Here is a 26,358-nt window from a genome sequence, read left to right as displayed (position 1 = left end):
CACTGGAGGCCTCCCAAGCCCGCTTTTGAGCTTTTGAGCTTTTTGCTTTTACGCTCTTGATCTTGAGAGCCAGCGCGTGGACGCTAAAGGATCGGCGCGGGAACATACCCGGCGGCGGTCGGGTACTTCGCGAGCACGTCCTCCACCTGAGCCACCACACTCGCCACCTGCTGCCCCGCCACGCCCGTGAACGACAACCGGTCGTCCAGCAACGCCTGAAGCTCGTCCCGGTCCAGCGGCAACCGGGCGTCCGCCGCCAACCGGTCCAACAGGTCGTTCCCAGCACCCTGCTCGCGCATGGCCAACGCCACCGCGACCGCGTTCTCCTTGATCGCCTCGTGCGCCGTCTCGCGCCCGACGCCCTTCCGCACCGCCGCCATCAGGACCTTCGTCGTGGCCAGGAACGGCAGGTAGCGGTCCAGTTCGTTCGCGACCACCGCCGGGTACGCGCCGAACTCGTCCAGCACCGTCAGGAACGTCTCCAGCAGGCCGTCGAAGGCGAAGAACGCGTCCGGCAGGGCCACGCGGCGCACGACCGAGCAGGAGACGTCGCCCTCGTTCCACTGGTCGCCCGCCAGCTCGCCGACCATGGACAGGTAGCCGCGCAGGATGACCGCGAAGCCGTTCACGCGTTCGCACGAGCGCGTGTTCATCTTGTGCGGCATCGCGCTGGAGCCGACCTGGCCCGGCTTGAAGCCCTCGGTCACCAGTTCGTGGCCGGCCATCAACCTGATCGTCTTGGCCAGGCTCGACGGGCCCGCCGCGAGCTGGACCAGGCACGACACCACGTCGAAGTCCAGCGAGCGCGGGTAGACCTGGCCGACGCTGGTCAGCACGCGCTCGAAGCCGAGGTGGCCCGCGACGGTGCGCTCCAGCTCGGCCAGCTTGTCGTGGTCGCCGTCGAGCAGGTCGAGCATGTCCTGCGCCGTGCCGACCGGGCCCTTGATGCCGCGCAGCGGGTAGCGGGCGACCAGTTCGTCCAGCCGGCGGAAGGCGACCAGCACCTCGTCGGCCGCGGACGCGAAGCGCTTGCCCAGGGTGGTGGCCTGCGCGGCCACGTTGTGCGAGCGGCCGGCCATGACCAGGTCCGCGTGTTCGGCGGCGAGGCGGGCCAGGCGCGCCAGGACGGCGGCGGTCTTGCCGCGGACGTGCTCCAGCGAGCGCAGCACCTGAAGCTGCTCGACGTTCTCGGTCAGGTCGCGGGAGGTCATGCCCTTGTGGACGTGCTCGTGGCCGGCGAGGGCGTTGAACTCCTCGATGCGGGCCTTCACGTCGTGCCTGGTCACCCGCTCGCGCTCGGCGATCGAGGCGAGGTCCACCTGCTCGACGACCCGCTCGTAGTCGGCCACCGCGCCGTCCGGCACGGCGACGCCGAGCTCGGCCTGGGCCTTGAGCACCGCGAGCCACAGCTCCCGCTCCAGCACGATCTTGTGCTCGGCGGACCACAGCGTGGCCAGCTCGGTGGAGGCGTAGCGACCTGCGAGGACATTGGCGATCCTGGGCTTGCTCGTCACCGCCACAGGATAGTTGCCCACCGGGGCGCCGCCCGCCGCCAGCCACCCACCGCCGCAACCAGTCACCCCATCACCCGGTCAGCCAGCCAGCCGGTCAGCCGGTCAGCCGGTCAGGGTGAGCACCGGGTCGGTGGCCAGGGCGATGAGCTGGTCCGGCGTGATCGGCGCCACCGGCTCCGCGCCGCTCCGGTCGTAGTCGTGCCCGGTGATCACCACGACCGTCCCGTCCAGGCGGAAGTGCGCGACCATGTGGGTGAACAGCTCACGTTCCGGCGCGACCGACGACGCCACCTCCACCCGGCTGCCGTCCGGCTGGATCCGGGACGGGTCGCACTGGGCCGGCGCGCAGAAGGCCGCGCGAGTCACCACGACCGGCGGGCCGATGAACTCCACCGTGAGGCTGGTGGTGCCGCGCTTGCCGGAGAGGAACACGTACCCGGTGACGTGGCCCCGGGTGAGCTTCCGCGTGTCGGAGAAGTCGACCTTGACGTCCACCGTGGTCGGCACGACCTCCGTCACCCGCTTGGTCAGGTAGCCGCTCAGGTGCTCCACGCCCTCCTCGACGGACACCGGGGCCGGGGCGCTCACCACCGAGGGGCTCGGTTCGGGCCGCGCGGTCGTGGTCAGCACGCGGGCCGCGTCGACGGACCCGCGCGGCGGCGCGAGGACGCCGGGCAGCGCGAGCACCGTCCCGATCAGCGCGAACGTCGCCACACCCACCGCCACCAGCGCCCGACGGCGCCGGCGAAACGTCTCCGCGCGGGCGATCAGCAGATCGGGGTCGAAGTTCAACGGCGGCTCGTCCGCGACCGCCGCGTGCAGGCTCTCCCTCAGCTCCGCTTCGCTCATGACGCCACCACCGCCCCCGCCTCCAGTTGTTCCACCGCCGCGCGCAACGCGACCAGCCCACGCGCCGTCTGGCTCTTGACCGTGCCCTCGGTGCAGCCCATCGCCACCGCCACCTCGCTGACCGGCAGGTCCTCGAAGTACCGCAGCACGAGCACCGCCCGCTGCCGGGGCGGCACGCGCAGCAGGGCCGCGTGCACCAGGTCGCGCGCCCACAGCTTCTCCTCGGCCAGGTCGGGGTCGGCGGACGCGTCGGCCCGGTCGGGCACCTCGCCGTCGCGCTGCTCGGCCCGCCGCCACGGTCTGCGCTTCTCGTCCAGCCACGTCCGCAGCAGCACCTTGCGCGCGTAGGCCGAGGGGTTGTCCCGCCACTCGACGCGGTGCCACGCCTGGTAGAGCTTGAGCAGGCTCGCCTGCATCAGGTCCTCGGCCGTGTGCCAGTCGCCGCAGAACAGGTAGGCGGTGCGCCGCAGTGCGGCGGCGTGACCCACCGCGAACTCGCGGAAGCCCTGCTCGTCGGCCGTGCCCATCCGCACCCCTTCCGGACCCTCCACCACTTACACGAACGGGTGACCGGAGGGGTTGCACCGAGGGGTCAGCGCGGTTGCATGGCCTTGGCGAGCATGCGGCGGGCGGCGGCGCGGGGGTCGGGGCTGATCTCGATCAGGGCGTTCACCACCGCGCCGTCGACCAGGGCGATCAGCTCCTCCACGCGTTCGCGCCCGACGGGCTGGCCGGCGCGGGTGAAGATGTCCAGGAGCAGGCCGTGCAGCTCGCCGCTGAGCTTGCGCATCAACGGCCGCAGGTACGGGCGGCGGCCGGTGGCCACCAGCCGCTCGTAGCGCAGGAGCACGGCCTCGGCGTCGCGGTCGCCCGCCGGCGGCCCGAGCAGGAGGTCCAGGACCAGGTCGATGAAGGCCTCGCCGCCGCACTCGCCCGGGTCCAGCTCGTCCAGCCGCGCCTTGCCGTACTCCAGCTCGGCCCGGCCGTGGAACTCCAGGGCGGCCGTGACCAGCTCGTCCAGCGAGTCGAAGTAGTACGTCGTGGACGCGAGCGGCAGGCCGGCGCGCTCGGCGACCGCGCGGTGCCGGACCGCGTCGAAGCCGCCGTCGACCAGGAGGCCGGCGGCGGCTTCGACCAGCGCCTGGCGCCGGCGCTCGCCCTTGGGCGTTGCGGCAGTCATCGGGAGAAAGGTACTAGTGCCCGCCACCGGCCAGGTTCAGGCCGATGACACCGCTCACGATGAGCCCCAGCGACACGAGCTTGAGCGTCGAGACGCCGTCGCCCAGCCACACCATGCCGATGACGGCGGTGAGCGCCGCGCCGATGCCGGTCCACACCGCGTACGCCGGTCCGGCGGGCAGCTGCTTCATCGCCCACGCCAGGCCGGCGAAGCTGATCAGCGCGAACACCGCGAACGCGACCGTCCACCACAGCCTGCTGAAACCGTCGGACAGCTTCAGCGCGACCGCCCAGCCGGCCTCGAACAAGCCGGACACGATGAGCACGGCCCACGCCATGACGACCACCTCCGAAGTAATCTGGCACAACCGTACCAAATTACTGGCACAGCCGTACCAGAAGGTGACCACCACAACCACGTCAGAACTTCGCGGCGATCTCCCGCGCCAACTCGTCCAGCTCCGCCGCGAACGGCGCGACCGACGACCCGGCCTCCGGCTCGCTCAGCACGTGCACCACGCCGGTCTTCGCCGGGCTCGACGCCTCGGCGGTCGCACTCGACGGCACGGTCAGCGTCCCCGGCGGCACCAGCACCACCGACACCACACCGGGGATCGAACCGTCGCGGACCAGGTAGGACGCGCCGCGCGACCCCGGCGGGCACTGCGCGGCGGCGGGCGCGGGCTGGAGACCGTCGGCGGCCGGGAGCTTGTCGGCGAGGGCGACGGCAAGCTCCCGGTCCACCTCCTGGCACCCGGAGGTGCCACCGGGCGCGATGCGACCGGTCGTCCCCGACGTGCCGTCCCCCTGCGTAGACGGGGCGTCGGGGCCACTCTTGGGCAGCGCTTCGCCGCTCTGGTCGGTCTCCGCGCGCTGCTGTCCCTCCTGCGGAACGGCGAACGGGGTGAGGTTAGGGGACGGGGAGTCCTGAGCGGAACCCGCGGACGCCGTGAGCCCACCGGAGTCCTGCCGCGTGAGGTCGGTCGTCACGAGGACACCGCCGAACAGCAGCACCACGGCGAGGGTGGACCCGAGCGCGACCCGCGTCCGACGCCGGGCGGTCACCCGCGCCGACTCGGCGCGCACGCTGCCCACGTCGAACGACGGCGGCGGCGCCGCACCGCCCGCGGCGTCGCGGAACAGCTCCGCGAGCTTGCGCTCGTCCACCTCAGCACCTCCCCTTCACGACGCGGGCCTCAGGTCGTCGATCGCGTCCCCCAGCGCCTCCCGCAGGGCTTCCAGCCCGCGCGAGGTCTGGCTCTTCACGGTCCCCTCGGAGCACCCGAGCACCTCGGCCGCGGCCGACACGTCCAGGCCCTCCAGGAACCGCAGCACGAGCACCGCCCGTTGCCGGGGCGGCACCCGCTTCAAGCCCGCGACCAGGGTCTCGCGCGTCGCCACCGCGTCGCCGACCTCCCCGTCGTGCGCGGGCGTGTCCGGGACCGAGTCCACGAACCGCTCGCGCCGCCAGGGGCGTCGCGACTCGTCGATCACCGCGCGCACCAGCGTCCGGCGGACGTACGCGTCCAAGGCCTGCTTGTCCCGGACCTTCCGCCACCTCCGGTGCAACGCGACGAACGCGGTCTGCGCGAGGTCGTCCGCCCGGTGCCAGTCACCACAGAGCAGGAACGCCGTTCGGCGCACGGCCTCCCGGCGAGCTGCGAAGTACTCCGCGAACTCCTGCTCGTCGCGCTGATCCACGCGGACTCTCTCCGCTCGTCGTGCTTGCACCTACCGGACGGAACCGGGGCGGCCCACGGTTGCACGCCCGTCGTCCGAGACTTGCGTCACCCCCATCGTGGTACCGGCGACCGCGCGCGGTAAGGCCTTGCCGCGTGTGATGTGATCCATTCGTGACCCAGCTCGCACCCCTGGACTTCCGGTCCGACACCGTCACCCGCCCCGACGAAGCCATGCGGCTGGCCATGTCCACCGCCGAAGTGGCCGACGACGTGCTCGAACACGACCCGACCATGCTCGCCCTGGAGGAGCGGGTCGCCGACCTGCTGGGCGTGGAGGCCGCCCTGTGGGTGCCGTCGGGGTCGATGGGCAACCTCATCGCGCTGACCGTGCACCTGCGGCCCGGCGACCGGTTCCTCGCCGCGCGCGGCGCGCACGTCCTGGACAACGAGCTGGGCACCGCCGCGTGGATCGCCGGCGGCATGCCGCACCCGCTGGAGTGGGACGCGCCCGGCCGGTTCACCGCGGACGCCGTGCGCGCGGCGGCCGGCGCCGACGGCCCGTACTACTCGCTGCGCACGACCCTGCTGTGCCTGGAGAACACCCACAACGCGGCCGGCGGCACCGTCACCCCGCCCGACGAGCACGCCCTGCTCGTGTCGGCGGCCCGCGAGACGGGCCTGAAGGTGCACCTCGACGGCGCGCGGCTGTGGAACGCGTCGGTGGCGCTGGGCGTGCCGCCGGCGGCGTTGACCGTGGGCGTGGACACCGTGCAGGTGTGCCTGTCGAAGGGCCTGGGCGCGCCGGTCGGCTCGGTCGTGGCGGGCACGCGGGCGTTCGTCGCCGAGGCGCGGCGGGTGCGCAAGATGCTCGGCGGCGGCGTGCGGCAGGGCGGTGTGCTGGCAGCGGCCGGCCTGGTGGGCCTGGACCGCATCGACGACCTGGCCGCCGACCACGCGAACGCCCGCGCGCTGGCGCGCGGCCTGACCGAGCTGGGCTGGCAGGTCGTGGAGCCGGAGACCAACATCGTGCTGGCGGGCGTGCCGGACCTGGAGGTCACCCTGACCGGGCTGCGCCACCTGGGCGTGTTCGCCGGGCCGATGTCGGGGAAGGTGCGGTTCGTGCTGCACCGGGACGTGACGGCGGAGGACGTGGCGGAGGCGTTGCGGCGGATCGGGTCGGTCAGCTCGTGACCCGGTGGGTCGTGTTCGACTACGGCAACGTGCTCAGCGAGCCGCACACCGGCTTGGACGCGCTGGCGGGGGTGCTGGACGCGCCGGCGGACCGGTTCGAGGAGGTGTACTGGAGCTTCCGGCTCGCCTACGACCACGGGATGTCCGACCTGGAGTACTGGCGGTCGGTCGGCAGGGCGCTGGACGTCGAGGTGTCCGAGGGGTTGGCGGCGGAGCTGAACCGGGCCGACTTCGCGGTGTGGCTGCGGGCGTCACGGCCGGCGGTCGCGCTGGTGGCGGAGCTGGCGGCGGCCGGGGTGCCGCTGGCGCTGCTGTCCAACGCGCCGTCGTCGCTCGGGCGGGCGCTGGCGGAGCAGTCGTGGACGCGGCACTTCGACCACCTGGTGTTCTCGGGCGACCTCGGGGTGGCCAAGCCCGCGCCGGAGGTGTGGGCGTCGGTGGCGGAGCTGCTCGGGTCGTCGGACTGCGTGTTCTTCGACGACCGGCCGGAGAACGTGACCGGGGCCGTCGAGGCGGGGTGGACCGGCGTGGAGTGGCGGGGCGCCGACCACGCGCGGGCGGAGCTGGCCCGGCTCGGCCTGCTCTAGGGGTCGCGGGAGGCGCGGAGCTCGGCGCGCAGTTCGGCCAGCTCCGCCTTCACCGAGCGGAGTTCGGCCAGCGTGGCCTCCTCGGCCTCCGCGACCTGGTCCTCGACCCCGCTCAGCCGCTCGACCAGCCACGACGCGATGGTGCCGGTGATGACACCGAGCAGCGCGATCCCGCCGATCATGAGCAGCGCGGCGACCAGCCGCCCCTCCCACGTGACGGGGTAGCGGTCGCCGTAGCCGACGGTGGAGATCGTGGTCAGCGTCCACCACGCGGCGTCGCCGAACGTCGTGATCGTCGCGTCCGGGTGGTTGCGCTCGGCGTCCAGCACGGCCAGCGACGCGCACAGCCCCACGAGCACGGTCACGCCCGCCGCGTACAGGCCGATGCGCTGCCGCACCTTGCCCGCGAACCGCCGGTTGAGCACCTTCAGGACGGTGATCAGCCGCAGCACCCGGAGCTGCCGGATCATCGGCAGCAGCACCGTGAGCAGGTCGAACAGGTGCGTGACGAAGAACCGCCGCTTGTCCACGGCCAGCGTGAACCGCGCGACGTAGTCCAGCGCAAACACCAGCCACACGCCCCAGAGCGCGACCTCCAGGGCCAGGTGCAGCCCGTTGGTGGCCCGGTTGTCGAGCACCTGCCAGGCGTAGACCACCAGGAACACGACGGCCAGCACCGTCAGCGGCCACTCGACCCGCCGCTCCCACCGGGTCAGCCGACGCTCATCGCTGTCCAACACCGCCCCATGGTGACCGCCGGAGCAGCGGTTTTCCAACTAACGAGGCCCGTTGACGCCCTTCCGACCGCTGCTCTTGATCGCCCCGTAAGCGGCCGTGCCGAGGAACAGCACCCCGCCGACGATCGCGAGCCAGAACAAGCCCTTCACGACCGCGCCCACCAGGCTCAGCGCGACCCAGATCGCGAGCAGCCACAGGATTATCTTGACCATGCCCGGGACAACGGGCGGGCTGACCTGGGAGTTCCGCGCTACAGCCACGCCTTGAGCCGGCGCAGCGCCTCGTCCATGTCCTGCGCGCTGCCGGCGAACGAGAACCGGACGAACTCGTGGCCGTGCACGGGGTCGAAGTCGATGCCGGGGACGATCGCCACGCCGGTGTCGGCGAGCAGCCGGCGGCAGAACGCCATCGAGTCGTCGGTCAGGTGCGACACGTCGGCGTAGGCGTAGAACGCGCCGTCCGCCGGGGCGATCCGGGTGATGCCCAGGTCGTGCAGGCCGGCGAGGAGGACGTCCCGGTTGTGCCGGTACCCGTCGACCAGCGAGGCGGTGTACTCGTAGGACTCCGGCGTGAACGCCTGCACGGCCGCGTGCTGGGCCAGGGCCGGCGGGCACAAGGTGAAGTTGCCGGTGAGCCGGTCGGCGGCGTCGCGCAGGTCCGGCGGCATGAGCATCCAGCCCAGCCGCCAGCCGGTCATGGCGAAGGCCTTGGAGAACGAGTTCACGACGACCGAGTCGCGGGAGGTCTCCCACGCGCAGGCCAGGGGCGTGCCGTAGCTGATGCCGTGGTAGATCTCGTCGCTGATCAGCCGGGTGCCGCGGGCGGTGCACCAGGTCGCGAGGGCGGCCAGCTCGGCGGGGCTGAGCACGGTGCCGGTCGGGTTGGCGGGACTGGCCACGACCAGCCCGTCCAGCGGTCCAGCGGCGTCGAGCACCTCGGTGGTCGGCTGGAACCGCGTCTCCGGCCCGCACGGCAGCTCGACGACCTCGCAGCCCAGGGCCCGCAGGATGTTCCGGTAGGCGGGGTAGCCGGGCCGGGCGAGCGCCACCCGCGCGCCGCTGTCGAACGCGGACAGGAAGGCCAGCAGGAACGCGCCGGACGAGCCGGTCGTGACGACGACGTCGTCGGCGGTGACGTCGAGGTCGTACCGGCGGCGGTAGTGCCCGGCGAGCGCGGTCCGCAGTTCGAGGGTGCCGAGCTGCTCGGTGTACCCGAGCGGGCTGTGCCGCAACGCGTGCTCGGCGGCCCGCAGCACCGGCTCGGGCGCGGGACTGGACGGCTGCCCGGCGGCGAGCGACACGACGTCCCCGTGCGTCCGCTGCCGCTGGGCGGCGGCGGACACGATGTCCATGACGTGGAACGGCGGCACATCGGCCCGAGCGGCTACACCCAACATGGCCACAGGCTAATCCGCGCTAGTAGCCCTGGTACCCGCCGCCCGACGCCATCGACTTCAGCCCCGGGTGCCCCTCGAACCCGCCGTAGCGCGAGAACGTGTACCGGACACCGGCGATGATGTTGTCCACCGGGTTCCAGATGTCGTCGTGACCCGGCAGCTTGTGCGCCTGGAACGTCGGGTCGATGCACTGCATCAGGCCCTTCGACGGCGTCCCCTTCGCGGCGTTCGAGTCCCAGTCGTTGATCGCGTGCGGGTTCCCGCCGGACTCCTTCTGGATGATCGTCCAGATCTCGTCGATGTTCTCCTCCGTCACCGGGATGCCGTTGGCCTGGAGGATCTTGATCGCCTCCCGGATCCACTGCTCGACGTTGCCCGGCGGCGGACCACTGGCCGGCGGCCCACCCGACGGCCCCAGACCACCCATCCCGCCGCCACCCACCCCGCCACCGGACCCACCCGAGCCGCCGGACCCGCTCGACCCGCCGGACCCGCCCGGGTCGGACGGCGTCGGGTCGGCCTGCGCGGGCCTGGTCTCCGGCTCGGGCGTCGGGCTCCACTCCACCGGCCGGCCCGGCGCGGGCACGAAGGCCTGCGTGCCGGGGTCCGCCATGGTCGAGAAGGCAGGCGTGATCGACCCGGCCCGCCCCTTCAACGCCCCCAACGCCCCGCTCAACGCCTGCTCCGCCTGCGCGATCACCGGCCCGGCGTCGCCCTCCGCCTCCGCGCACATCCCGCGGATCGCGCTGTCCACGTCCTCCGGCGGCATCCCGTGCGCCTGCTGCCGCAACCGCCGCACCCGGCTGAGCAGGTCCTCACAAATGCGCTCGACCGACGACTTCGCCGATTCCAACGCCGTCGCCACGGATTCGAGATCACCCGCCGCCGCGGTCAACGCTTCGGTCAACGCCGTCCCGCACCGCGCGAATTCGCCCATGTAGGCGACAAAGCCATCGGCGGACCCGCCTTCCCAGGCGCCGTCCAGCCCGACAACGGCCTGCTTGACCGCATTGCCCGAATCGCCACCGGCCGCGGCGGCCTGTTTCCACCGCGCCGCGATCTCGCGAACCGCCTCGGGCCGGGCGGTCTCCACCCGGTCGGCCAACGCGGCCAGTCCCGCCCCACCCGGCAGACCCGCCACCTCGTCGAACGCACTCACGTCACACCGCCCGGAACGAGGACGCGGTGACGTCCTCCACGTCGACCACGGACGACTGCACCGCATCCAGCGCCCGCTCCACCTTGCCCAACAGCGCCTCGGCGGCGGCGAATTCCGCCCCCGCCCGCGTGTCCAGTTCGGCGGCGGCCGAGGAAAGTCCACCCGAATTCGCCAGCTTGCCGAAGATGCCCGGATCGGCGTAATGGCCGGAGAACCCGTCACCCACGGCACCGAATCGTCCGGCTTGCGCACCCACCGTGCTCCGGCACTGCTCCATCGCCTCGGCGTTGAACTTCGCGACCGCCATTTTCCACACTCTAGGGAATCGACCGCGAGCGCACCCCCGTTATGACGAGAGTTCATCCAGCAGCGCGGTCACCGCGAAGCGCAGCGCCGCCGGGTCGGTCGGGCCGTGGAAGTCCACGACGTCCGCCGACCGCCTGCGGTGGCCCTCCGCGTCCAGCACGGCCGCGCCGAAGCGACCCCGCAGGTCCGCGCCGCCGACGTGCCCGCCGCCCAGCACCGGCAACAGCCCGACCAGGGCCGACGCCAGGTCCGACGCCAGTTCGCGCACGGTCACGACGTCGCCGGTCAGGACGGCCAGCACGGTCCCGTTGCCCGCGGACGCGGCCAGCGCGCGCACCGCCGTGCTGCCGAAGCCGAGTCTCAGGTCCGCCGCGCGCGGCGGGTTGGCGAGCAGCTTGAACGCCGCCCCCAGCCACGGGTCGAGCTCCGCGCCGCGCGCGAGGCCGGCGGCGGTCAGGTCGGTCCACGGCGCGGGGTCGTCCGCCACGTGCAGGACGATCGGCATCGCGCCGAGGTCGAGGTGGTCCCAGGCGGTGCGGAACGCGGCGGCGCTCATCGTCGCGGTGGTCACCAGACGTCACTCCCGGCTGACGGCGGGCCGTGGTGCCCGCAGGGGAGTTGACGCGGTGACCGCCGCGCGGGTTCCCGTCAGACCTCGTCGACCAGCTCCCACACGCAGGTGGCGAGGCGGGCGTTGTCGATCGGGGTGATCGTGGACCAGTCGCGGCCGTCCGAGCTGGGGCGGACGAGGTGCAGGTAGCGGCCGGTCGGGGTGTCGTGCCAGGCGACGACGCGGCGCGCCCGGACCGGCGGACCGCCGGGCTGGGCCCGTTCCGCGCCGAACTGGCCGCGCGTGCTCATGCCGTCGCACATGCCCGCCAGCTCCTGCGCGTCGCTGAGCGGCAACCCGTGCCGTTCCAGGGCGAGCACGAGCTTCTCGGCGTTGCGCCCGGCCTCGTCGGACGCGGCGCGCAGCACGTCGTTGGGCAGGCTGATGGACCGGCCGCGGCCCGCGGGCATCTCGCCGGTGACGGACACGGCCGCCTCGGCCAGCGCGCTGGCGCGGGCCTCGATCAGCCACACCTCGTCGCCGTCCACGACCGCGAGGACGGCCTCCTCACCCGAGGCGGCGGCCAGCCCCTTGATCTTGCGGCGGTCCACCCAGATCCAGATGTCCACCGCGACCTGCGGGTTGGCGAGCAGGGCGAAGGTGTCCGCCAGCTCGGGGACGAGCCGGCCCCCGCCGGCCAGCCCGCGCTGCTCCAGCGACCCCCACGCCTGCTCCACGAACCGCGCCCGCTCGGTGTGCGTGACACCGGGACTGGGCACGTCGAGGGCGACGTTGCGCCGCTGGTGCCGTTCGGCCTCCCACGCGACGTCGAACTCCAGCGTGGACAGGACGACCGTGCCGCTCACTTCTTCTCGGGCTCGTCGCCGATGACCTGCTGCACGACCATGCGCTCGTCACCGAAGACGTCGTCGGAGTCCACGCCGTACTTGCGGATGTGCTCCGCGTCCTCCTCGCCGTCCTTGCCGCGCGGCGAGGCGGCGGCCTGCATCATCGACCCGGCCCCGGCCTTGCCCGCGGCGCCGGCGGCACCCCGGTTGCCCGGCACGCGCTCGTCGGGGTCGATGGCCCCGATGGTCGCGGAGATCCCGGCCTTCCCGGCCAACCCGCTCGCCCCGGGCACGCCACCCGGCATCCCGGGCACGGCCGGCTTGCCACCCGCGGGCGCCTTCCCGCCGTCCGGCTTGCCGCCACCACCGGGCGGGACCGGCGCGGACGGGTTGCGCACGACCCGGGCCCCCTTGGCGGTGGCCGCGAGCCCGGTCAACGTAGCCCCGGCGGCGAGCCCCAACCCGAGCCCGAGCCCGAGGTTGGAGGACCCGACCTTGCCCGGCAACACCGGCGAGGCGCCGGGCGTGGGCACGGAAGTCGTCGGCGGCAGCACCCCGGTGGACCCGCCCGGCAACTGCGGCGGAACGGGCACCTGGCCGCCACCGGGCACCTGCGGCGTCCCCCCGGGCAGCCCACCCGGCACCCCACCGGGCACCTGGCTGATCCCGCCACCGGGCTGCTGCACTTGGGCGACGGGCGTGGCCACGGCGCTGGAGGCGGTGGTGACCTCGAACGAGGGCGGCTTGTTCATGCCCTGGTACTGGTTCAGCGAGTCCCGACTGGCATCGACGTACTGGTCGAACCCGCGGATGACCTGCTCACGCGCGGCCTGGGTCTCCTTGACCTCTTTGGCGTGGTCGGTCTCGTAACCGAAGAAGCCACCGGCGTCGTCCCAGAAGCTGGTCTCGGTGTCACCGGCGAGCTTGGACGCGTCGGGCATGCCGTTGCGGGAGTCGCTGTAGGCGTCACCTTGAACGGCGGTCGCCTTGGAGTTCTGCTCACCGGCTTCGGTGCCGGAAGTGGCCACCTCGGCGGTGTAGCTCACCTTCTCGTGACCGGTATCGCCCGCGGCGCCCTGCCACGAGTGGCCCATGGGGGCCAACAGGCCCCGGATGGTGTTGTCGACGGATTCCAGGCTCGCCGCGAGCTCGCGCAGCGCCTGCGAGGCCCGGCTGAACCGCTCGGCCGCGTTGCTCTGCGTGAACTGCTGCACCAGCGACATGAGGCCGGGGTTGTCGAGGCCCTGGAACCGGTGGTCCTTGAGCTGCTTGAAGTCGGTCACGGTGTCCCCCTCACTTCAAGGTCTGCAAGGTCGCGAGCGCCAACTCGGCGCCCTTGGCGGCGTTCTGGCACATGACGTCCTGCGTGGTGTCGCGGCCGATCGGCAGGAACTGCACGAAGACCTGCTGGCCGTCGGCGACGTCGACCGCCACCGAGCAGTCCACGGAACTGGTGCCCTTGAAGGTGACCTGCTTGGCGGGGAAGCCGGCGACCTTCTTCTCGGCGATGTCGAGGTTGCCCGCCGAGTTCCAGTAGTCGATGCCCTTGCCGGTCACCAGGTGCACCGCGTACGAGTACACCTTGGAGGCGCCGGGGCCGGTCAGGAACGTGCAGGCCGGCGACTTCACACCCTCGACCACGTCCGACTGGTCGGGCTGCGTGACCACCGTGCCGAGTTGCTTCTGGTCGTTCGCGCTGAGGGCCTTGCACGGATCGAGGCCGTCGAGCTTGATGTCCTTCGGGCGGTCGGAGGGCGCGGACGTCGCCGAGGTCGACGTCTTGGAGCCCGCCGTCGTGGTCGCGGGAGTCGGGGTGCCGACCTGACCGGTGGAGACGCAACCGGCGAGCGTCAGGGCCGAGAGCGCCACCACGGCGCTCCACTTAACGAGGCGCACCAGCGGCCCCCATCGCGGTGTTGATCTCTTCTTCGGTGAAGCCGTACTGCTCGGCCACCTTGCGGAGCTGCTCGGCGAGGCCGCTCAGGCTGGTGATGTACTCGTCCACGCGGGCCGCGTACGACTCCGGGTGCTGGAGCAGCCGGTCGTTCCACGCCTCGGCGATGTCCGCGTTCACCTCGTCCATGCCGTTGAGGTTGATCCGCATGCCGCTCAGCGCCTTGGCGTAGGCGAGCTGGAGGAGGGACACCTGGTCCTGGATGACCTTGCCCATGGCCAGGACGTCGTCCTTGTCGACCTTGAAGTGCGTGCTGCCGCCCGGCGCGCCGGCCAGGGTGTCGTTGAGCCGCTTCTCCGCCGCGAACATGTCGCCGACCGCACGCCCGATGGCTCCACCCACGCCGGCGACGGCTCCCAGTAGGCCGTTCTCCTCCACCACGACGTCCATCCCCCGTACGGTCGGTAACGGATCGGTCCCGGTTCGCAGGCTACCAACGTGCGCGTGAGCCGGGTCTGAGGTTGGACGAACTCGACCGCCGTCCGGTTCCGGGCCGATCGTGGGCATGGTCGAGGCCCCGCACACGAAAGAGCGCGGGGCCGGGGCCAACACCTGGGTTACGGGACCTCGATCTCGCCGTTCGCCGCGCGCAACGCGATGTCGGTGCGGTGGTGGGAGCCGGTCAGGTGGACGGCGGAGACTCGGCGGTAGGCGTCGGTTCGGGCGTCGGCCAGGGTGTCGCCGGTGCCGACCACGGACAGCACGCGGCCGCCCGTCGAGACCACCGCGCCGTCCTCCCGACGGCGGGTGCCGGCGTGCAGGACGCCCTCCGCCTCGCCGCCCGTCACGACGTCGCCCGTGCGCGGCCGGCCCGGGTAGCCCTCGGCGGCCAGGACGACCGTCACCGCGTAGCCCTCGGACCACTCCAGCGCGCCCACGCCCGACAGCGCGCCCGTCGAAGCCGCCAGGAACAGGCCGGCCAGCGGGGTTTTGAGCAGCGCCAGCACGGCCTGGGTCTCCGGGTCGCCGAAGCGGCAGTTGAACTCGATGACCTGCGGTCCGGTCGAGGTCAGGGCCAGGCCCGCGTACAGCAGGCCGGTGAACGGGGTGCCGCGGCGCGCCAGTTCGTCGACCACGGGCTGCACGCACGTCGACACGATCGTGTCCACCAGGTCGGCGGGGGCCCAGGGCAGTGGCGCGTAGGCGCCCATGCCGCCGGTGTTGGGGCCCGAGTCGCCGTCGCCCACGCGCTTGAAGTCCTGCGCGGGCAGCAGCGGCACCACCGACACGCCGTCGGTCAGGCAGAACAGGGACACCTCGGGGCCGTCCAGGAAGGACTCCAGCAGCACCGGGTGGCCGTGGTCGAGCAGGGTCATGGCGTGGGCGCGGGCCGTGTCGCGGTCGGAGGTGACCACCACGCCCTTGCCGGCCGCCAGGCCGTCGTCCTTGACCACCCAGCGCGGGCCGAAGTGGGTCAGGGCGGCGTCCAGGCGGGCCGGGTTGTCCACGACCTCGGACGTGGCCGTGGGCACCCCGGCCGCCTGCATGACGTCCTTCGCGAACGCCTTGGAGCCCTCGATGCGGGCCGCCGCGGCGGACGGGCCGAAGCAGGGGATCCCGGCGGCGCGCACGGCGTCCGCCGCACCCGCCACCAGGGGCTGCTCCGGCCCGACCACGACCAGGTCGGCGTTCCACTCCTTGGCCAACGCGGCGACCGCCGCCGGATCGCCCACGTCGACGCCGTAGGTCTCGGCCGCGCCCGCGATCCCGGCGTTGCCGGGCGCGCAGGCCAGCGCGACGACCGCCGGGTCGCGCGACAGGGCGAGGACAAGGGCATGTTCACGGGCGCCGGACCCGATGACCAGGACACGCACGGTGGGCCAGCCTAGATGACGCGGCGGGTCAGCCGCCGAACGCGTCCAGGGAACCCGCGTGCAGCGGCACCGGGTCGGTCATCGCGGCCTTCTCCTTGATGATGTCCTTGGCCGCCGGGTGGACCTTCTCCAGGTCCGCCTTCTTGTCGAAGACGAGCTTGGTGATGGCGCACGCGTTGGCGTCCGGGAAGTCGGCCTTCACCAGCAGCAGGTTCGGCACGACGACGGTCGGGATGTCCGCCGGCTGCCCGTAGGTGGCGGCCGGGATGGTGCCCTTGTCGTAGACCGAGTTGATCTCCTTCAGCTTCTGCAGCTGCGGGGTGATGTCGAGGAACTTGACCTGGTCCTTCAGCGACGTGGTGATGTCGGTGATCTGCGCGGTGGGCAGGCCGCCGGACCAGATCAGGCCGTCCAGGCTGCCGTCCTTCATGCCGTCCGCGGTCTTGGCCAGGTCGAGGCGCTGCGCCTGGACGTCCTTCTCCGGGTCGAGGCCGGCGGCGGTGAACAGGCGGTTGGAGATCACCTCGGTGCCGGACTTGGGCGAGCCGGTGGAGATCCGCTTGCCCTTCATGTCGGCGATCGAGTTGATGCCGCTGGACGCGCGCACCAGCACCTGCGTGTAGTTCGGGTACAGGCGGGTCAGCGCCTGGACCTTCTGCGGCTTCCCGTCGAACGCGCCCTTCCCGCTCACGGCGTCCGCGGCGGTGTCGGCCAGCGAGAACGCCATGTCGTAGTCGCCCGCGACCAGCTGCTGGATGTTCTGCACCGACGCGCCGGTCTCGGCCGCGGTGGCCTTGAGCTTGGTGTTGTCGCTGATCAGCTTGGCCAGGCCGCCGCCGACGACGTAGTAGACGCCGCCGGAGTTGCCGGTCGCGATGGTGATCCGGCCGTCGGCCGCCTCGCACGCCGCGGTGCCGGAGCCGGTGTCCGCGGCCTCGCGCTTGCCGCCACAACCGGCGGCGACGAGCGCCACCGCCAGGACGGCGACGGGGACCTTCCAGCTACGCATGGTGTTCCTTTCGCATCTTCGGCAGGAGCAGGTGCACGGCCACCGCGGCGACGAGGAACCCGACGCCGACGGCGATCGTGACCGGTTGCAGGTAGAGCAGGGCGATGGCGGCGGGAATGCACAGCAACCGCTCGGGCCAGGCCGCCTGGTGGACGAGCCACCCGCCGGTGACCACGGCGAGCGCCGCGACCCCCAGCGCCGAGGCGGCGAAGACCCAGAGCGAGTCCAGCGCCGACGCGCGCAGCAGCAGGGCCGCGCCGTCGTCGGTCAACACGAACGCGAGCGGCACGAGGAACGCGGGCAGCGTGTACTTCCACGTCCGCCACATCGTCTTCATGACGTCGCCGCCGGTGATGGCGGCGGCGGCCACCGCGGCGAGCGCCGTCGGCGGCGTCACCTCGGACAGCACCGCGTAGTAGAAGATGAACATCGCGGTCTCTTCGCGGGCCACGCCCAGCTCCACCAGCGCGGGCCCGATCACGACCCACGAGATGATGAAGGACGCGGTCACCGGCACGGCGAGCCCGAGCACGCTCACCGCGACCGCGGCCAGCACGACGGTCACGAACAGCACGACCGACGGGTTGGACGAGATCAGACCGGCGATGTCGACCAGCGCGGAGGCCAGTTCCTGCCCCAGGCCGGTCTTGGTGATGGTCGAGGTGATCACGCCGGCCGCCGCGCACACCGCGATCACCGGCAGCGCGCCGCGCACCCCGGTGGACAGCGCGTCGAGGATGGTCCGCCCCCAGGTACGGACATCCCCCTTGTGCGCGATCAACGCGAACAAAGCCGCGACCCCCGACGCGTACACCACGGCCGAGTAGACCGGGATGTCCAGCGCGAGGAAGACGACGATCACCCCGAGCGACAGGAAGTGGTACCCGCCGCGCTTGAGCAGCACCCACGGGCTGGGCGCGTCGATGTCCACGGGCTTCGCCCCGAACCGCCGCGCGTCGATCTCCACGGCGAGGGCGATGCCCAGGTAGTACAGGAGGGTCGGCAGGATCGCCCAGATCAGCACCTGCAGGTACGAGGCCTCCAGGTACTCGGCGATGATGAACGCCGCCGCGCCCAGCGTGGGCGGCGACAGGATCGCCCCGATGCCCGACGCGGCCAGCAACCCGCCCGCGCTCTCCTTCGGGTAACCGGCCTTCTTGAGCATCGGCCAGGTGACCGCGCCCAACGAGACGGTCGTGGCCGTGCCCGACCCGGACACGGTCCCCAGCAGGAACCCGGCGGTGGCGGCGGTGCGCCCCGGCGCGGTCCGCGACTTGCGGAACGCCGAGAAGCTGATGTCCACGAAGAACGTCCCGGCCCCGGACGCGTTGAGCACGGCGCCGTAGATCGTGAACAGCACGATGTAGGTGGCGGCCACGTCCAACGGCGTCCCGTAGAACCCGGTCGCGTCGTTGTAGAACCCGTTGATGATCTGCGCGAAGTCCACACCGGCGTGCGAGATCGCCCACGCGGGCGGCAGGTACCCGCCGTAGTAGGCGAACGCGACGAACCCGACGCACACCAGCGGCAGCACCCACCCGGTGGTCCGCCGGCATGCTTCGAGGATCAGGAGCAGCAGGACCGACCCGGCGACGACGTCGAGGTCGGTCAACTGCCCCTGCCGGTCGAGGAACGCGTCGAACCCGCCGAACAACGGGTACGCCCCGACCGCGAACGCCAGCACGGCGAGCGTCCAGTCCACCGGCCCGGGGTCGTCGGCCCCACCCTTGCGCGGCCGGTAGCAGAGGAACACCAGCGGCAACGTGACGGCGAGGAAGATCACCAGGTAGTACTGCCCGCCCTTGGCGAACGGCCAGAACACCTGCTTGAGCACCAACAGGGCCACCGACAACCCGGCGACCCAGATGCCCAACTCCCACCGCCGCGACAACGACCGCGAGGGCCGTTCCTCGTCGTACTCGGCGATCAGTTCGGCGACATCAGCCTGTGGCTTCGTCGACACGCGCACTCCTTCGTGTCGCGCAGGGATCATGCGCTCCAGAAGCTACTTGTGGTCGCTCTCACAGCCATAGACCCACCATCTAAAGGGACTGTAAAGACCGTCGCCAGCCCCCCTCACACCCCGGACCACACCCCATCCCCACCCACGCGAGCACTTCTTCGCGCGAAGCGCGATCACGGGCCTCCGCCAGGTCACAACCCAACCCGGGCTTCTTGCTCGTGTCATCTCCGTATGGCCTGCCCGAAGGGCTACCGCACTTTGCCGGGGTTGGGCCAAAAAGTTTTGCGAGGAACGAGCAAAAGTTTTTCGACCAACCCCGGCAAAGTGTGGTTGGCTCCGCCAGGCCATGCGGAGATGGCACGGGCAAGAAGCCCCCGCTCTTTCTTTTGCTTTTGTGTCATCTTTGGCGGCCTGCCCGCCGGCGAGGCTCTTTTAAGCTTTTCGGGCTCTTCGAACCCAGCGCTTCGCTTCCCAAGCCGGACGCGCTTCGCGCTGGTCAACGCGCTGGCGCGCTCTCAAGATCACAAGCGGGCCGGGAGGCCTCCAGTGGGGAGGGAAGGGCGTCGTGTTCCCCACCGCATGACCTGGCGGAGCCAACCACACTTTCCGGGGGTTGGCCTGAAAACTTTTTGCTCGTCCCTCGCAAAAACTTTTGAGTCCAACCCCCGGAAAGTGCGGTAGCCCTTCGGGCAGGTCATACGGTGGGGAACACGAGGCCCCTCCCGTGGTTGGTGGCCAACCCGCCGCGCGGAGCGCGGCGAAAGACTTGCCGCTGCGCGGCGAAAAGCGCGCGACCGGGCAGCCGGGAAGCCTGCTCTGCGGCGCGAAAGGGATGGCGTGAGGCCGTCCGACGGGTTTCGATGAGACGGTCGGACGATTCCGGGAGGCGTGACGGTGAAAACTGAGGACCGGTTGTCCCAACCGGACTAGACCACTCGGCCGTCCTCATAGCACCAGCGCCAGTCCTCGCCGGGCTCGAACGACTTCATCACCGGGTGGCCCTCCGCGTGGAAGTGGGCCGTCGCGTGTCGCCTCGGGCTGGAGTCGCAGCACGCCACGTGCCCGCACGTCAGGCACATCCGCAGGTGGGCCCAGTTGTGTTCGCCCGACGACAGGCAGTCCGCGCAGCCCTCCGTCGTGTCCGGGGACACCGTCTGGGGCAGCGTGGCGAGGTGAGGACAGGTCATGCGGGCCATCATCACGCAAGATTGCGCCATGCACGGACCGGAACTCCTGCTCCTCCTCGTCGGCGCCCTGCTGGTCACCGCCGCCGCCAAGCGGCTCGGGTGGTCGGCGCCGCTCGTCCTGGTCGCCGCCGGGCTCGCGGTGTCGTTCATCCCCGGGTTGCCGGAGTTCGCGCTCGAACCCGAGTTGATCCTCGTGCTGGTCCTGCCCCCGCTGCTCTACTCGGCGGCGCTGGACAGCTCGTATCACAACATCCGGGCCAACCTCCGGCCCATCGGGCTGCTCGCCGTCGGCCTGGTGATCGCCACGACGATCGGCGTCGGGTGGGTCGCGCACCTCGTCCTGCCGGAGCTGTCCGTCCCGGCCGCGCTGGTCCTGGGCGCGGTGGTCGCGCCGCCGGACGCCGTGGCCGCCGTCGCGATCGGGCGGCGGCTCAACCTGCCGCGACGGACGATGACGTTGCTGACCGGGGAGAGCCTGATCAACGACGCCACCGCGCTGACCGTCTACAAGGTCGCGGTGGCGGCGACGCTCGGGGTCACGGCCACCTGGGTCGACGGGCTGCGGACGTTCGTGATCGGCGCGGGCGGCGGTGTGGTCATCGGGTTGGCCATCGGGATGGGGGTCCGGTGGATCCGGACCCGGCTGGACGACGGCGTGATGGAGAGCGCGCTGGGGATGCTGGTGCCGTTCGGCGCGTACCTGTTCGCGGAGGAACTCGGCTCGTCCGGCGTGCTCGCCGTCGTGGTCGCCGGGCTCTACATCGGCCACTACGCGCCGCGCAGCTCGTACTACACGCGCCTCCAGGACACGGCCGTGTGGCGGTCGGTCGACGTGCTGCTGGAGTCGTTCGTCTTCGCGTTGATCGGCCTCCAGCTCAAGACGACGGTGGCCGACGTGGACGTGACCACCGGGTTGGTCGTCGCCGCCGCCTGGATCCTGGCGGCCACGATCCTGGTGCGGTTCGTGTGGATGTACCCGGCCGCGTACATCCCGCGCTTCCTCTCCAAGCGCATCCGCGCCCGCGAGAAAGCGCCCGGGTGGCGCGGCATCACCGTGTTGTCGTGGGCGGGGATGCGGGGTGTGGTGTCGTTGGCCGCCGCGTCCGCGTTGCCGCTCGACCTGCCCGGTCGGGACGTGATCGTGTTCTGCGCGTTCGTCGTGACCGTCGGGACGCTGCTGCTGCAAGGCCTCACCCTGCCGTGGGTCATCCGGAAGTTGGGCGTCCGGGGCGACGAGGAGCGCGCGGACGCCCTCGCGGAGGCCCAGGTGCAGCACGCCGCCGCCCAGGCCGCCGTGAACCGCCTGGACGAGCTGGTCGACGAGGGCGACCGCACGCCCGACCACATCGTCGAACGGCTGCGCGTGCTGGCCGAGCACCGCGGCAACGCGGCCTGGGAACGCCTGGGCCGCCAGGAGGAGGAAAGCCCGGCCGCGTCCTACCGCCGGCTGCGCCGCACGATGCTGGAGGCCGAGCGCGAGGTCTTCATCGAGGCCCGGGACAGCGGGCGGATCGACGACGAGGTCCTGTTCCGCGTGCTGCGCGAGTTGGACCTGGAGGAAGCGGCCATGTCCCGAGAGTGACGACCCACCACGCATTCACCGTGACGCCGCCTGCCCTTCACCCTACGGTGACCGGGAGGTCGCGGTGCGCAACGAGGCTGCGCCGCGTCTGGGTTCGCGAACAGGGAGGTCGGCGATGGTGCGGACGAGGATCGTCGGGGCGGCGCTCGCGGCGCTCGCGGTGGCCGGGGTGGTGACCGTGTCGTCGGCGTCGGCGCAGAACGACGTGGCCGGGGCGCACAAGCCGAAGGGGCCGATCGTCATCGGTCACCGCGGCGCGTCGGGCTACCGCCCGGAGCACACGCTCGCGGCGTACGAGCTGGCGGCGCGCATGGGCGCGGACTACGTCGAGCCCGACCTGGTGTCCACCAAGGACGGTGTGCTGGTCGCCCGGCACGAGAACGAGATCGGCGGCACCACCGACGTCGCCGGCAAGCCGGAGTTCGCGGGCCGCAAGACCACCAAGGTCATCGACGGCGCGTCGATCACCGGCTGGTTCACCGAGGACTTCACCCTCGCCGAGCTGAAGACGTTGCGCGCCAAGGAACGCATCCCGGAGATCCGCCCGCGCAACACGCTCTACGACGGCCGCTACCAGGTGCCGACGCTGCAGGAGGTCATCGACCTCTCCCGCCGCCTGTCCCGCGAGCTGGGCCGGGACATCGGCATCTACCCGGAGACCAAGCACCCGACCTACTTCCAGGACATCGGCCTCGCCCTGGAGCCCAAGCTGGTCGACGTGCTCAACCGCAACGGCCTCAACCGGCACAACGCCAAGGTGTACGTGCAGTCGTTCGAGGTGGCCAACCTCAAGGAGCTGCGCAAGTCCCTGCGCGTCCCGCTGGTCCAGCTGGTCAACTCCTCCGGCGCGCCGTACGACTTCGTCAAGGCCGGTGACAAGCGCACCTACAGCGACCTGGTCACGCCGGACGGCCTGCGCGAGATCCGCACCTACGCCCACGGCGTCGGCGCGGCCAAGGACCGGATCATCCCCCGCAACGCGCAGGGCTTCCTCCAGTCCCCGACCACGCTGGTCCGCGACGCCCACACCCGCGGCCTGATCGTGCACGCCTGGACGTTCCGCAACGAGAACACGTTCCTGCCGGCCGACTTCCGCACCTCGACAGACCCGGCCGCGTACGGCCGCGCGTTCGAGGAGTACGCGAAGTTCTACGCCACCGGCCTGGACGGCGTGTTCGCCGACAACCCGGACACCGCCGTCGAGGCCCGCGCGGCCCGCTGACCGGGTTCGACCCGCCGCGCCCGGTTCAGCCGGCCGGCGTGAGCACCGGCGCGGCCTGCCCGACCCCGAGCAGGCCGCGCCGCGCCAACTCCGGCCGGACCCCTTCGCCGAACCAGTAGGCCGTAGTGCTCGCCCGCGAAGTCGACCGGCTCGATCTGGGCGGCGAGCGTGGGCGAGATCACCCCCGGCCGGAACGCGACCGGGAACTTCAGCCGCCGGGTGCGGGCGATCAGCGCCGCCCTGGTGAGCCAGGCGTCCTCGCACCACGTGCCGGTGGGCGTGAGCGCGCCCTCGAACCCGTTGCGCTCGGCCGCGACCGCGACCTGCTCCAGGTGGTCGATCCCCGCGTCGCGCGGCGCGGGACCGCCCTGGGCCCGGTTGGCGTGGAAGCGCTCGACGACCGTGCGGCCGTCGCCGGACGTGGGCAGGAACCAGTGCAGGACCACCGACACGACGAACCTCCCGGCGAGACCGGCGAAAACCCGGGTTTTCGGCGTCCCGCCGGGAGGCGTCAACGCGTCCCGGATGGTGACAAAGGCTCTGTCCGCGGCAGAACCGGGCCGGGTCAGGCCAGCATGTCGTGGCGCACGATCGTCTGGTCGCGGCCCGGGCCCACGCCGATCGCCGAGATCCGGGCGCCCGAGATGGACTCCAGGTGCTCGACGTAGGCGCGCGCGTTGGCGGGCAGCTCCTCGAACGTGCGGCAGTGGCTGATGTCCTCGAACCAGCCCGGCAGCTCCTCGTACACCGGCACGGCGTGGTGCACGTCGGTCTGCGTCATCGGCATCTCGTCGACGCGCTCGCCGTCGATCGTGTAGCCCACGCACACCGGCACCTTCTCCAGGCCGGACAGCACGTCGAGCTTGGTGAGGAAGTAGTCGGTGATGCCGTTGACCCGCGAGGCGTAGCGGGCGATCACGGCGTCGAACCAGCCGGTGCGCCGGGAGCGGCCCGTGGTGACGCCGAACTCGCCGCCGGTCTTGCGCAGGTGCTCGCCCATGTCGTCGTTCAGCTCGGTCGGGAACGGACCGGAGCCGACGCGCGTGGTGTAGGCCTTGAGGATGCCGATCACGGTGGTGATCCGGGTGGGGCCGATGCCCGAGCCCGCGCTCGCGCCGCCCGAGGTCGGGTTGGACGACGTGACGAACGGGTAGGTGCCGTGGTCGACGTCGAGCAGGGTGCCCTGCGAGCCCTCCAGCAGCACCGTCTCGCCCCGCTCCAGGGCGTTGTTGAGCAGCAGGCGGGTGTCGGCGATGCGGTCGGTGAACTTCGCGCCGTGCTCCAGCACCGCGTCCACGACCTGCTCGGGGTCCAGCGCCTTGCGGTTGTAGACCTTGACCAGCACCTGGTTCTTGAAGTCCAGGGCGGCCTCGACCTTCTGCCGCAGGATCTTCTCGTCCAGCAGGTCCTGCGCGCGGACGCCGACGCGGGCGATCTTGTCCTGGTAGCACGGGCCGATGCCGCGGCCGGTGGTGCCGATCTTGGCCTTGCCCAGGTACCGCTCGGTGACCTTATCGATCGCCACGTGGTAGGGCATGATCAAGTGCGCGTCGGCGGAGACCAGCAGGCGCGAGGTGTCCACGCCCTGCTTCTCCAGGCCGTCCAACTCCTCCAGCAGCACGCCGGGGTCCACCACGACACCGTTGCCGATGACGCTGGTCACGCCGGGCGTGAGGATGCCGGAGGGGATGAGGTGCAGGGCGAACTTCTTGCCGTCGGGCAGCACGACGGTGTGCCCGGCGTTGTTGCCACCCTGGTAGCGGACGACCCACTGGACCCGTTCGCCGAGCAGGTCGGTCGCCTTGCCCTTGCCCTCATCGCCCCACTGGGCGCCGATCAGCACTACGGCCGGCATGTGAAACTCCAAGCGGTTCGACGGGTCAAGAGCGTGACGGACCAGCCGTCACTTGCCGGTGGTTGAGGGTAGACCAGGAGATGAACGTGCGCGGAATCGTGTTGGCCTGCGGAAACTCGCAGTCGCCAATGATCACTGACGGTGACCGGTTCGAGGTGCGCCCGGTGGCCGCACGCCCGGGAAAGGCCGAGGTAGACCCGGTTCTGGCCGATCTGGGTGACCGACGTCTCATCGTCCACGGTACGGACGCCGACCTCAACGCGGTCGTCCTGCGCCTGCTGCGCACCGAGCGCCTGGCCGAGGTCGCGGTGGCGTACGTGCCCTCCTCGCCCGACTCCGACGTGGCCCGCCTGTGGGACCTGCCGACCGATCCGGGCCGCGCCCTCGACCTGGCACTGTCGGGCGACCCCGACCGCGTGTCACTCGTCCGCGACGACGTCGGCGGCGTCCTGGTCGGCAAGGGCTCGCTCGGGCCGGTGCGCGGGGTCGGCTACGCGGACGACACGGTCGTGCTGCGCGGGCAGGCGAGCCGCATCGAGGTCGTGCCGGACAACGAGCTGGGCCTCGCGGTGAGCGTGATCCACAAGCGCCTCTTCACCAAGAAGGTGACCACGACCGCCGGTCGCGCGTTCCAACTCGGGTGCCTGCCCGTCCAGGTGAACCTGGACGGCGTCGCCCACCCGCGCCCGATGAACAAGTGGACCTGGTACCGCCACACGGAGGATCTCCGCCTCATTCGCGGAGTGCACTGACAAAGCGTTTTCCCTTAAGCCACAAGCGTGTCACCCAAAAGCATTGTGATCGTCCGACAATTGACCCAAGGTGATTCCGACAGCTTCCAACTAGGAAGGTCGGAATCATGTCAACGGTCAACAACCCTGCCCGTTTTTCGATCACCCTGCTCCTGGCTGGTGCGCTCACCCTCGGCCTGACGGCCCCCGCCCAGGCCACTCCGCCCGACATCCCCAGCGCCGCCACGGCGAATTCCGAACTGGCGGCGCTGACGGTCGCGTCCGAAGGCTCCACGACCGGCTACTCGCGCGACCTGTTCCCGCACTGGACCACCGTCTCGGGCACCTGCAACACCCGGGAGACGGTCCTCAAGCGCGACGGCACGAACGTGGTGACCGACTCGAACTGCGCCGCCACCTCGGGCCGCTGGTACAGCCCGTACGACGGCGCGACCTGGAGCGTCGCGTCGGACGTGGACATCGACCACATCGTGCCGCTGGCGGAGGCGTGGCGGTCGGGCGCGTCGTCGTGGACCACGTCCCGCCGCCAGTCCTTCGCCAACGACCTGTCCGGCCCGCAGCTGATCGCGGTGACCGACAACGTCAACCAGGCCAAGGGCGACCAGGACCCGGCGCTGTGGAAGCCGCCGCTGACGTCGTACTGGTGCACGTACGCGAAGATGTGGGTACACACCAAGTACCGGTGGGGCTTGAAGGTGAACTCCGCCGAGAAGACCGCGTTGCTGTCGATGCTCGGAAGGTGCTGATGGCCGACTACTCGTCTCCTTTCGTGGCGGGTCCGGGCGGCGTGATGACCGACGAGGTCGGCGTGATCACGGGCCGACTGGAATTGCGCACCACCTTCGCCAACGGGGTGGTCCGCGCGAGGGTCCGCTACGAAGGCGCCGACGAGTGGTACGCCATCACCGGCGCGTCCTGCCGGTTGGCGGACCAACGCGACCACGCGGCGGTCCACCAGGTCCTGTTGGGCGTCCTGAACCGCCCGCTCGGGTGATCCGCCGGGGGCGCTTCGCCGTGCCCC

29 protein-coding genes and 1 pseudogene are annotated in these 26,358 nt (G+C 71.5%); 7 read left to right on the top strand and 23 right to left on the bottom strand.

What is annotated here, in order from left to right; genetic code table 11:
• Positions 1-83: 83 nt before the first annotated feature.
• From purB to AB0A74_RS10800, 7 genes are all read right to left on the bottom strand, one after another.
• Entirely contained in the window at positions 84-1,514 is a 1,431-nt protein-coding gene (gene purB, locus AB0A74_RS10830) for an adenylosuccinate lyase (RefSeq protein ID WP_358248618.1), read from the bottom strand.
• Between the two features lie 102 nt (positions 1,515-1,616).
• Positions 1,617-2,363: a hypothetical protein gene (locus AB0A74_RS10825; protein ID WP_358248617.1), complete on the bottom strand. Its 747-nt coding sequence runs from the start codon at positions 2,361-2,363 to the stop codon at positions 1,617-1,619.
• The gene (locus AB0A74_RS10820; RefSeq protein WP_358248616.1) at positions 2,360-2,890 is read right to left on the bottom strand and encodes a SigE family RNA polymerase sigma factor; all 531 of its coding nucleotides are present in this window, start codon (positions 2,888-2,890) and stop codon (positions 2,360-2,362) included. Before AB0A74_RS10820 ends, AB0A74_RS10825 begins: the two co-directional genes overlap by 4 nt.
• A gap of 65 nt (positions 2,891-2,955) precedes the next feature.
• Positions 2,956-3,543, bottom strand: coding sequence for a TetR family transcriptional regulator (locus AB0A74_RS10815; RefSeq protein WP_343934013.1), 588 nt, complete (start codon positions 3,541-3,543; stop codon positions 2,956-2,958).
• 13 nt (positions 3,544-3,556) lie between these two features.
• Entirely contained in the window at positions 3,557-3,880 is a 324-nt protein-coding gene (locus AB0A74_RS10810) for a multidrug efflux SMR transporter (protein ID WP_358248615.1), read from the bottom strand.
• An 82-nt stretch (positions 3,881-3,962) separates the two neighbouring features.
• Positions 3,963-4,709 carry a hypothetical protein gene (locus tag AB0A74_RS10805; RefSeq protein WP_358248614.1) on the bottom strand — a complete coding sequence of 249 codons (747 nt, stop codon included), beginning with the start codon at positions 4,707-4,709 and terminating at the stop codon, positions 3,963-3,965.
• A 15-nt stretch (positions 4,710-4,724) separates the two neighbouring features.
• Positions 4,725-5,243, bottom strand: coding sequence for a SigE family RNA polymerase sigma factor (locus AB0A74_RS10800; RefSeq protein ID WP_358248613.1), 519 nt, complete (start codon positions 5,241-5,243; stop codon positions 4,725-4,727).
• A gap of 152 nt (positions 5,244-5,395) precedes the next feature.
• Here AB0A74_RS10800 and AB0A74_RS10795 point away from each other — a divergent pair, with 152 nt between their 5' ends.
• Together AB0A74_RS10795 and AB0A74_RS10790 are read left to right on the top strand one after the other, a co-directional pair.
• Positions 5,396-6,415, top strand: coding sequence for a GntG family PLP-dependent aldolase (locus AB0A74_RS10795; protein ID WP_358248612.1), 1,020 nt, complete (start codon positions 5,396-5,398; stop codon positions 6,413-6,415).
• Positions 6,412-7,002: an HAD-IA family hydrolase gene (locus AB0A74_RS10790; protein ID WP_358248611.1), complete on the top strand. Its 591-nt coding sequence runs from the start codon at positions 6,412-6,414 to the stop codon at positions 7,000-7,002. The genes AB0A74_RS10795 and AB0A74_RS10790 overlap by 4 nt, the downstream gene beginning before the upstream one ends.
• Here AB0A74_RS10790 and AB0A74_RS10785 read toward each other — a convergent pair.
• From AB0A74_RS10785 to AB0A74_RS10720, 14 genes are all read right to left on the bottom strand, one after another.
• Positions 6,999-7,742, bottom strand: coding sequence for an ion channel (locus tag AB0A74_RS10785; RefSeq protein WP_358248610.1), 744 nt, complete (start codon positions 7,740-7,742; stop codon positions 6,999-7,001). The genes AB0A74_RS10790 and AB0A74_RS10785 overlap by 4 nt on opposite strands.
• A 36-nt stretch (positions 7,743-7,778) precedes the next feature.
• Positions 7,779-7,952 (bottom strand): hypothetical protein, encoded by a 174-nt coding sequence (locus tag AB0A74_RS10780; protein ID WP_358248609.1) that lies wholly within the window; start codon positions 7,950-7,952, stop codon positions 7,779-7,781.
• A 38-nt stretch (positions 7,953-7,990) separates the two neighbouring features.
• Positions 7,991-9,136, bottom strand: coding sequence for a pyridoxal phosphate-dependent aminotransferase (locus AB0A74_RS10775; RefSeq protein ID WP_358248608.1), 1,146 nt, complete (start codon positions 9,134-9,136; stop codon positions 7,991-7,993).
• Positions 9,137-9,155: 19 nt separating this feature from the next.
• Positions 9,156-10,295 (bottom strand): transglycosylase SLT domain-containing protein, encoded by a 1,140-nt coding sequence (locus AB0A74_RS10770; RefSeq protein ID WP_358248607.1) that lies wholly within the window; start codon positions 10,293-10,295, stop codon positions 9,156-9,158.
• Between the two features lies 1 nt (position 10,296).
• Positions 10,297-10,602: a hypothetical protein gene (locus AB0A74_RS10765; RefSeq protein ID WP_358248606.1), complete on the bottom strand. Its 306-nt coding sequence runs from the start codon at positions 10,600-10,602 to the stop codon at positions 10,297-10,299.
• A 39-nt stretch (positions 10,603-10,641) separates the two neighbouring features.
• Positions 10,642-11,172 (bottom strand): ESX secretion-associated protein EspG, encoded by a 531-nt coding sequence (locus AB0A74_RS10760; protein ID WP_358248605.1) that lies wholly within the window; start codon positions 11,170-11,172, stop codon positions 10,642-10,644.
• A gap of 77 nt (positions 11,173-11,249) precedes the next feature.
• Positions 11,250-12,017: an ESX secretion-associated protein EspG gene (locus AB0A74_RS10755; protein ID WP_358248604.1), complete on the bottom strand. Its 768-nt coding sequence runs from the start codon at positions 12,015-12,017 to the stop codon at positions 11,250-11,252.
• Complete coding sequence (locus AB0A74_RS10750; RefSeq protein WP_358248603.1) at positions 12,014-13,282, bottom strand: hypothetical protein; 1,269 nt, start codon at positions 13,280-13,282, stop codon at positions 12,014-12,016. Before AB0A74_RS10750 ends, AB0A74_RS10755 begins: the two co-directional genes overlap by 4 nt.
• A gap of 10 nt (positions 13,283-13,292) precedes the next feature.
• On the bottom strand, positions 13,293-13,895 hold the full coding sequence (locus tag AB0A74_RS10745) for a DUF3558 domain-containing protein (RefSeq protein ID WP_358248602.1): 603 nt from the start codon (positions 13,893-13,895) through the stop codon (positions 13,293-13,295).
• Positions 13,882-14,343: a hypothetical protein gene (locus tag AB0A74_RS10740; RefSeq protein ID WP_358248601.1), complete on the bottom strand. Its 462-nt coding sequence runs from the start codon at positions 14,341-14,343 to the stop codon at positions 13,882-13,884. Before AB0A74_RS10740 ends, AB0A74_RS10745 begins: the two co-directional genes overlap by 14 nt.
• A 167-nt stretch (positions 14,344-14,510) precedes the next feature.
• Positions 14,511-15,767: a phosphoribosylamine--glycine ligase gene (gene purD, locus AB0A74_RS10735; protein WP_358248600.1), complete on the bottom strand. Its 1,257-nt coding sequence runs from the start codon at positions 15,765-15,767 to the stop codon at positions 14,511-14,513.
• Between the two features lie 28 nt (positions 15,768-15,795).
• Positions 15,796-16,776 carry a TAXI family TRAP transporter solute-binding subunit gene (locus AB0A74_RS10730; RefSeq protein ID WP_358248599.1) on the bottom strand — a complete coding sequence of 327 codons (981 nt, stop codon included), beginning with the start codon at positions 16,774-16,776 and terminating at the stop codon, positions 15,796-15,798.
• Positions 16,769-18,769, bottom strand: a complete 2,001-nt coding sequence (locus AB0A74_RS10725; protein WP_358248598.1) for a TRAP transporter fused permease subunit — start codon at positions 18,767-18,769, stop codon at positions 16,769-16,771. Before AB0A74_RS10725 ends, AB0A74_RS10730 begins: the two co-directional genes overlap by 8 nt.
• A gap of 896 nt (positions 18,770-19,665) precedes the next feature.
• Positions 19,666-19,926: a UBP-type zinc finger domain-containing protein gene (locus tag AB0A74_RS10720; RefSeq protein WP_343933997.1), complete on the bottom strand. Its 261-nt coding sequence runs from the start codon at positions 19,924-19,926 to the stop codon at positions 19,666-19,668.
• Positions 19,927-19,954: 28 nt separating this feature from the next.
• Between AB0A74_RS10720 and AB0A74_RS10715 the strand changes: the two genes are divergently transcribed.
• Positions 19,955-21,508, top strand: coding sequence for a Na+/H+ antiporter (locus AB0A74_RS10715; protein ID WP_358248670.1), 1,554 nt, complete (start codon positions 19,955-19,957; stop codon positions 21,506-21,508).
• Between the two features lie 115 nt (positions 21,509-21,623).
• A complete protein-coding gene (locus AB0A74_RS10710) occupies positions 21,624-22,730 on the top strand; it encodes a glycerophosphodiester phosphodiesterase (protein WP_358248597.1) in 1,107 nt (368 codons plus the stop codon).
• A 152-nt stretch (positions 22,731-22,882) separates the two neighbouring features.
• On the opposite strand, the pseudogene AB0A74_RS10705 reads toward AB0A74_RS10710, so the two are convergent.
• Both AB0A74_RS10705 and AB0A74_RS10700 read right to left on the bottom strand, forming a co-directional pair.
• A pseudogene (locus AB0A74_RS10705) lies at positions 22,883-23,182 on the bottom strand (LLM class flavin-dependent oxidoreductase); the annotation flags it as partial.
• 113 nt (positions 23,183-23,295) lie between these two features.
• Positions 23,296-24,585 (bottom strand): adenylosuccinate synthase, encoded by a 1,290-nt coding sequence (locus AB0A74_RS10700; RefSeq protein ID WP_358248596.1) that lies wholly within the window; start codon positions 24,583-24,585, stop codon positions 23,296-23,298.
• Between the two features lie 128 nt (positions 24,586-24,713).
• On the opposite strand from AB0A74_RS10700, the gene AB0A74_RS10695 reads away from it, so the two are divergent.
• From AB0A74_RS10695 to AB0A74_RS10685, 3 genes are all read left to right on the top strand, one after another.
• Positions 24,714-25,337, top strand: a complete 624-nt coding sequence (locus AB0A74_RS10695) for a hypothetical protein (RefSeq protein ID WP_358248595.1) — start codon at positions 24,714-24,716, stop codon at positions 25,335-25,337.
• 107 nt (positions 25,338-25,444) lie between these two features.
• On the top strand, positions 25,445-26,083 hold the full coding sequence (locus tag AB0A74_RS10690; RefSeq protein ID WP_358248594.1) for an HNH endonuclease family protein: 639 nt from the start codon (positions 25,445-25,447) through the stop codon (positions 26,081-26,083).
• Positions 26,083-26,331 (top strand): hypothetical protein, encoded by a 249-nt coding sequence (locus tag AB0A74_RS10685; RefSeq protein ID WP_358248593.1) that lies wholly within the window; start codon positions 26,083-26,085, stop codon positions 26,329-26,331. The genes AB0A74_RS10690 and AB0A74_RS10685 overlap by 1 nt, the downstream gene beginning before the upstream one ends.
• Positions 26,332-26,358: the final 27 nt, after the last annotated feature.

Source organism: Saccharothrix sp. NPDC042600 (assembly GCF_040647305.1).
Taxonomy (GTDB): domain Bacteria; phylum Actinomycetota; class Actinomycetes; order Mycobacteriales; family Pseudonocardiaceae; genus Actinosynnema; species Actinosynnema mutabilis.
Note: the sequence above shows the minus strand (reverse complement) of the source record. Positions and strands in the feature narration are given on the sequence as shown.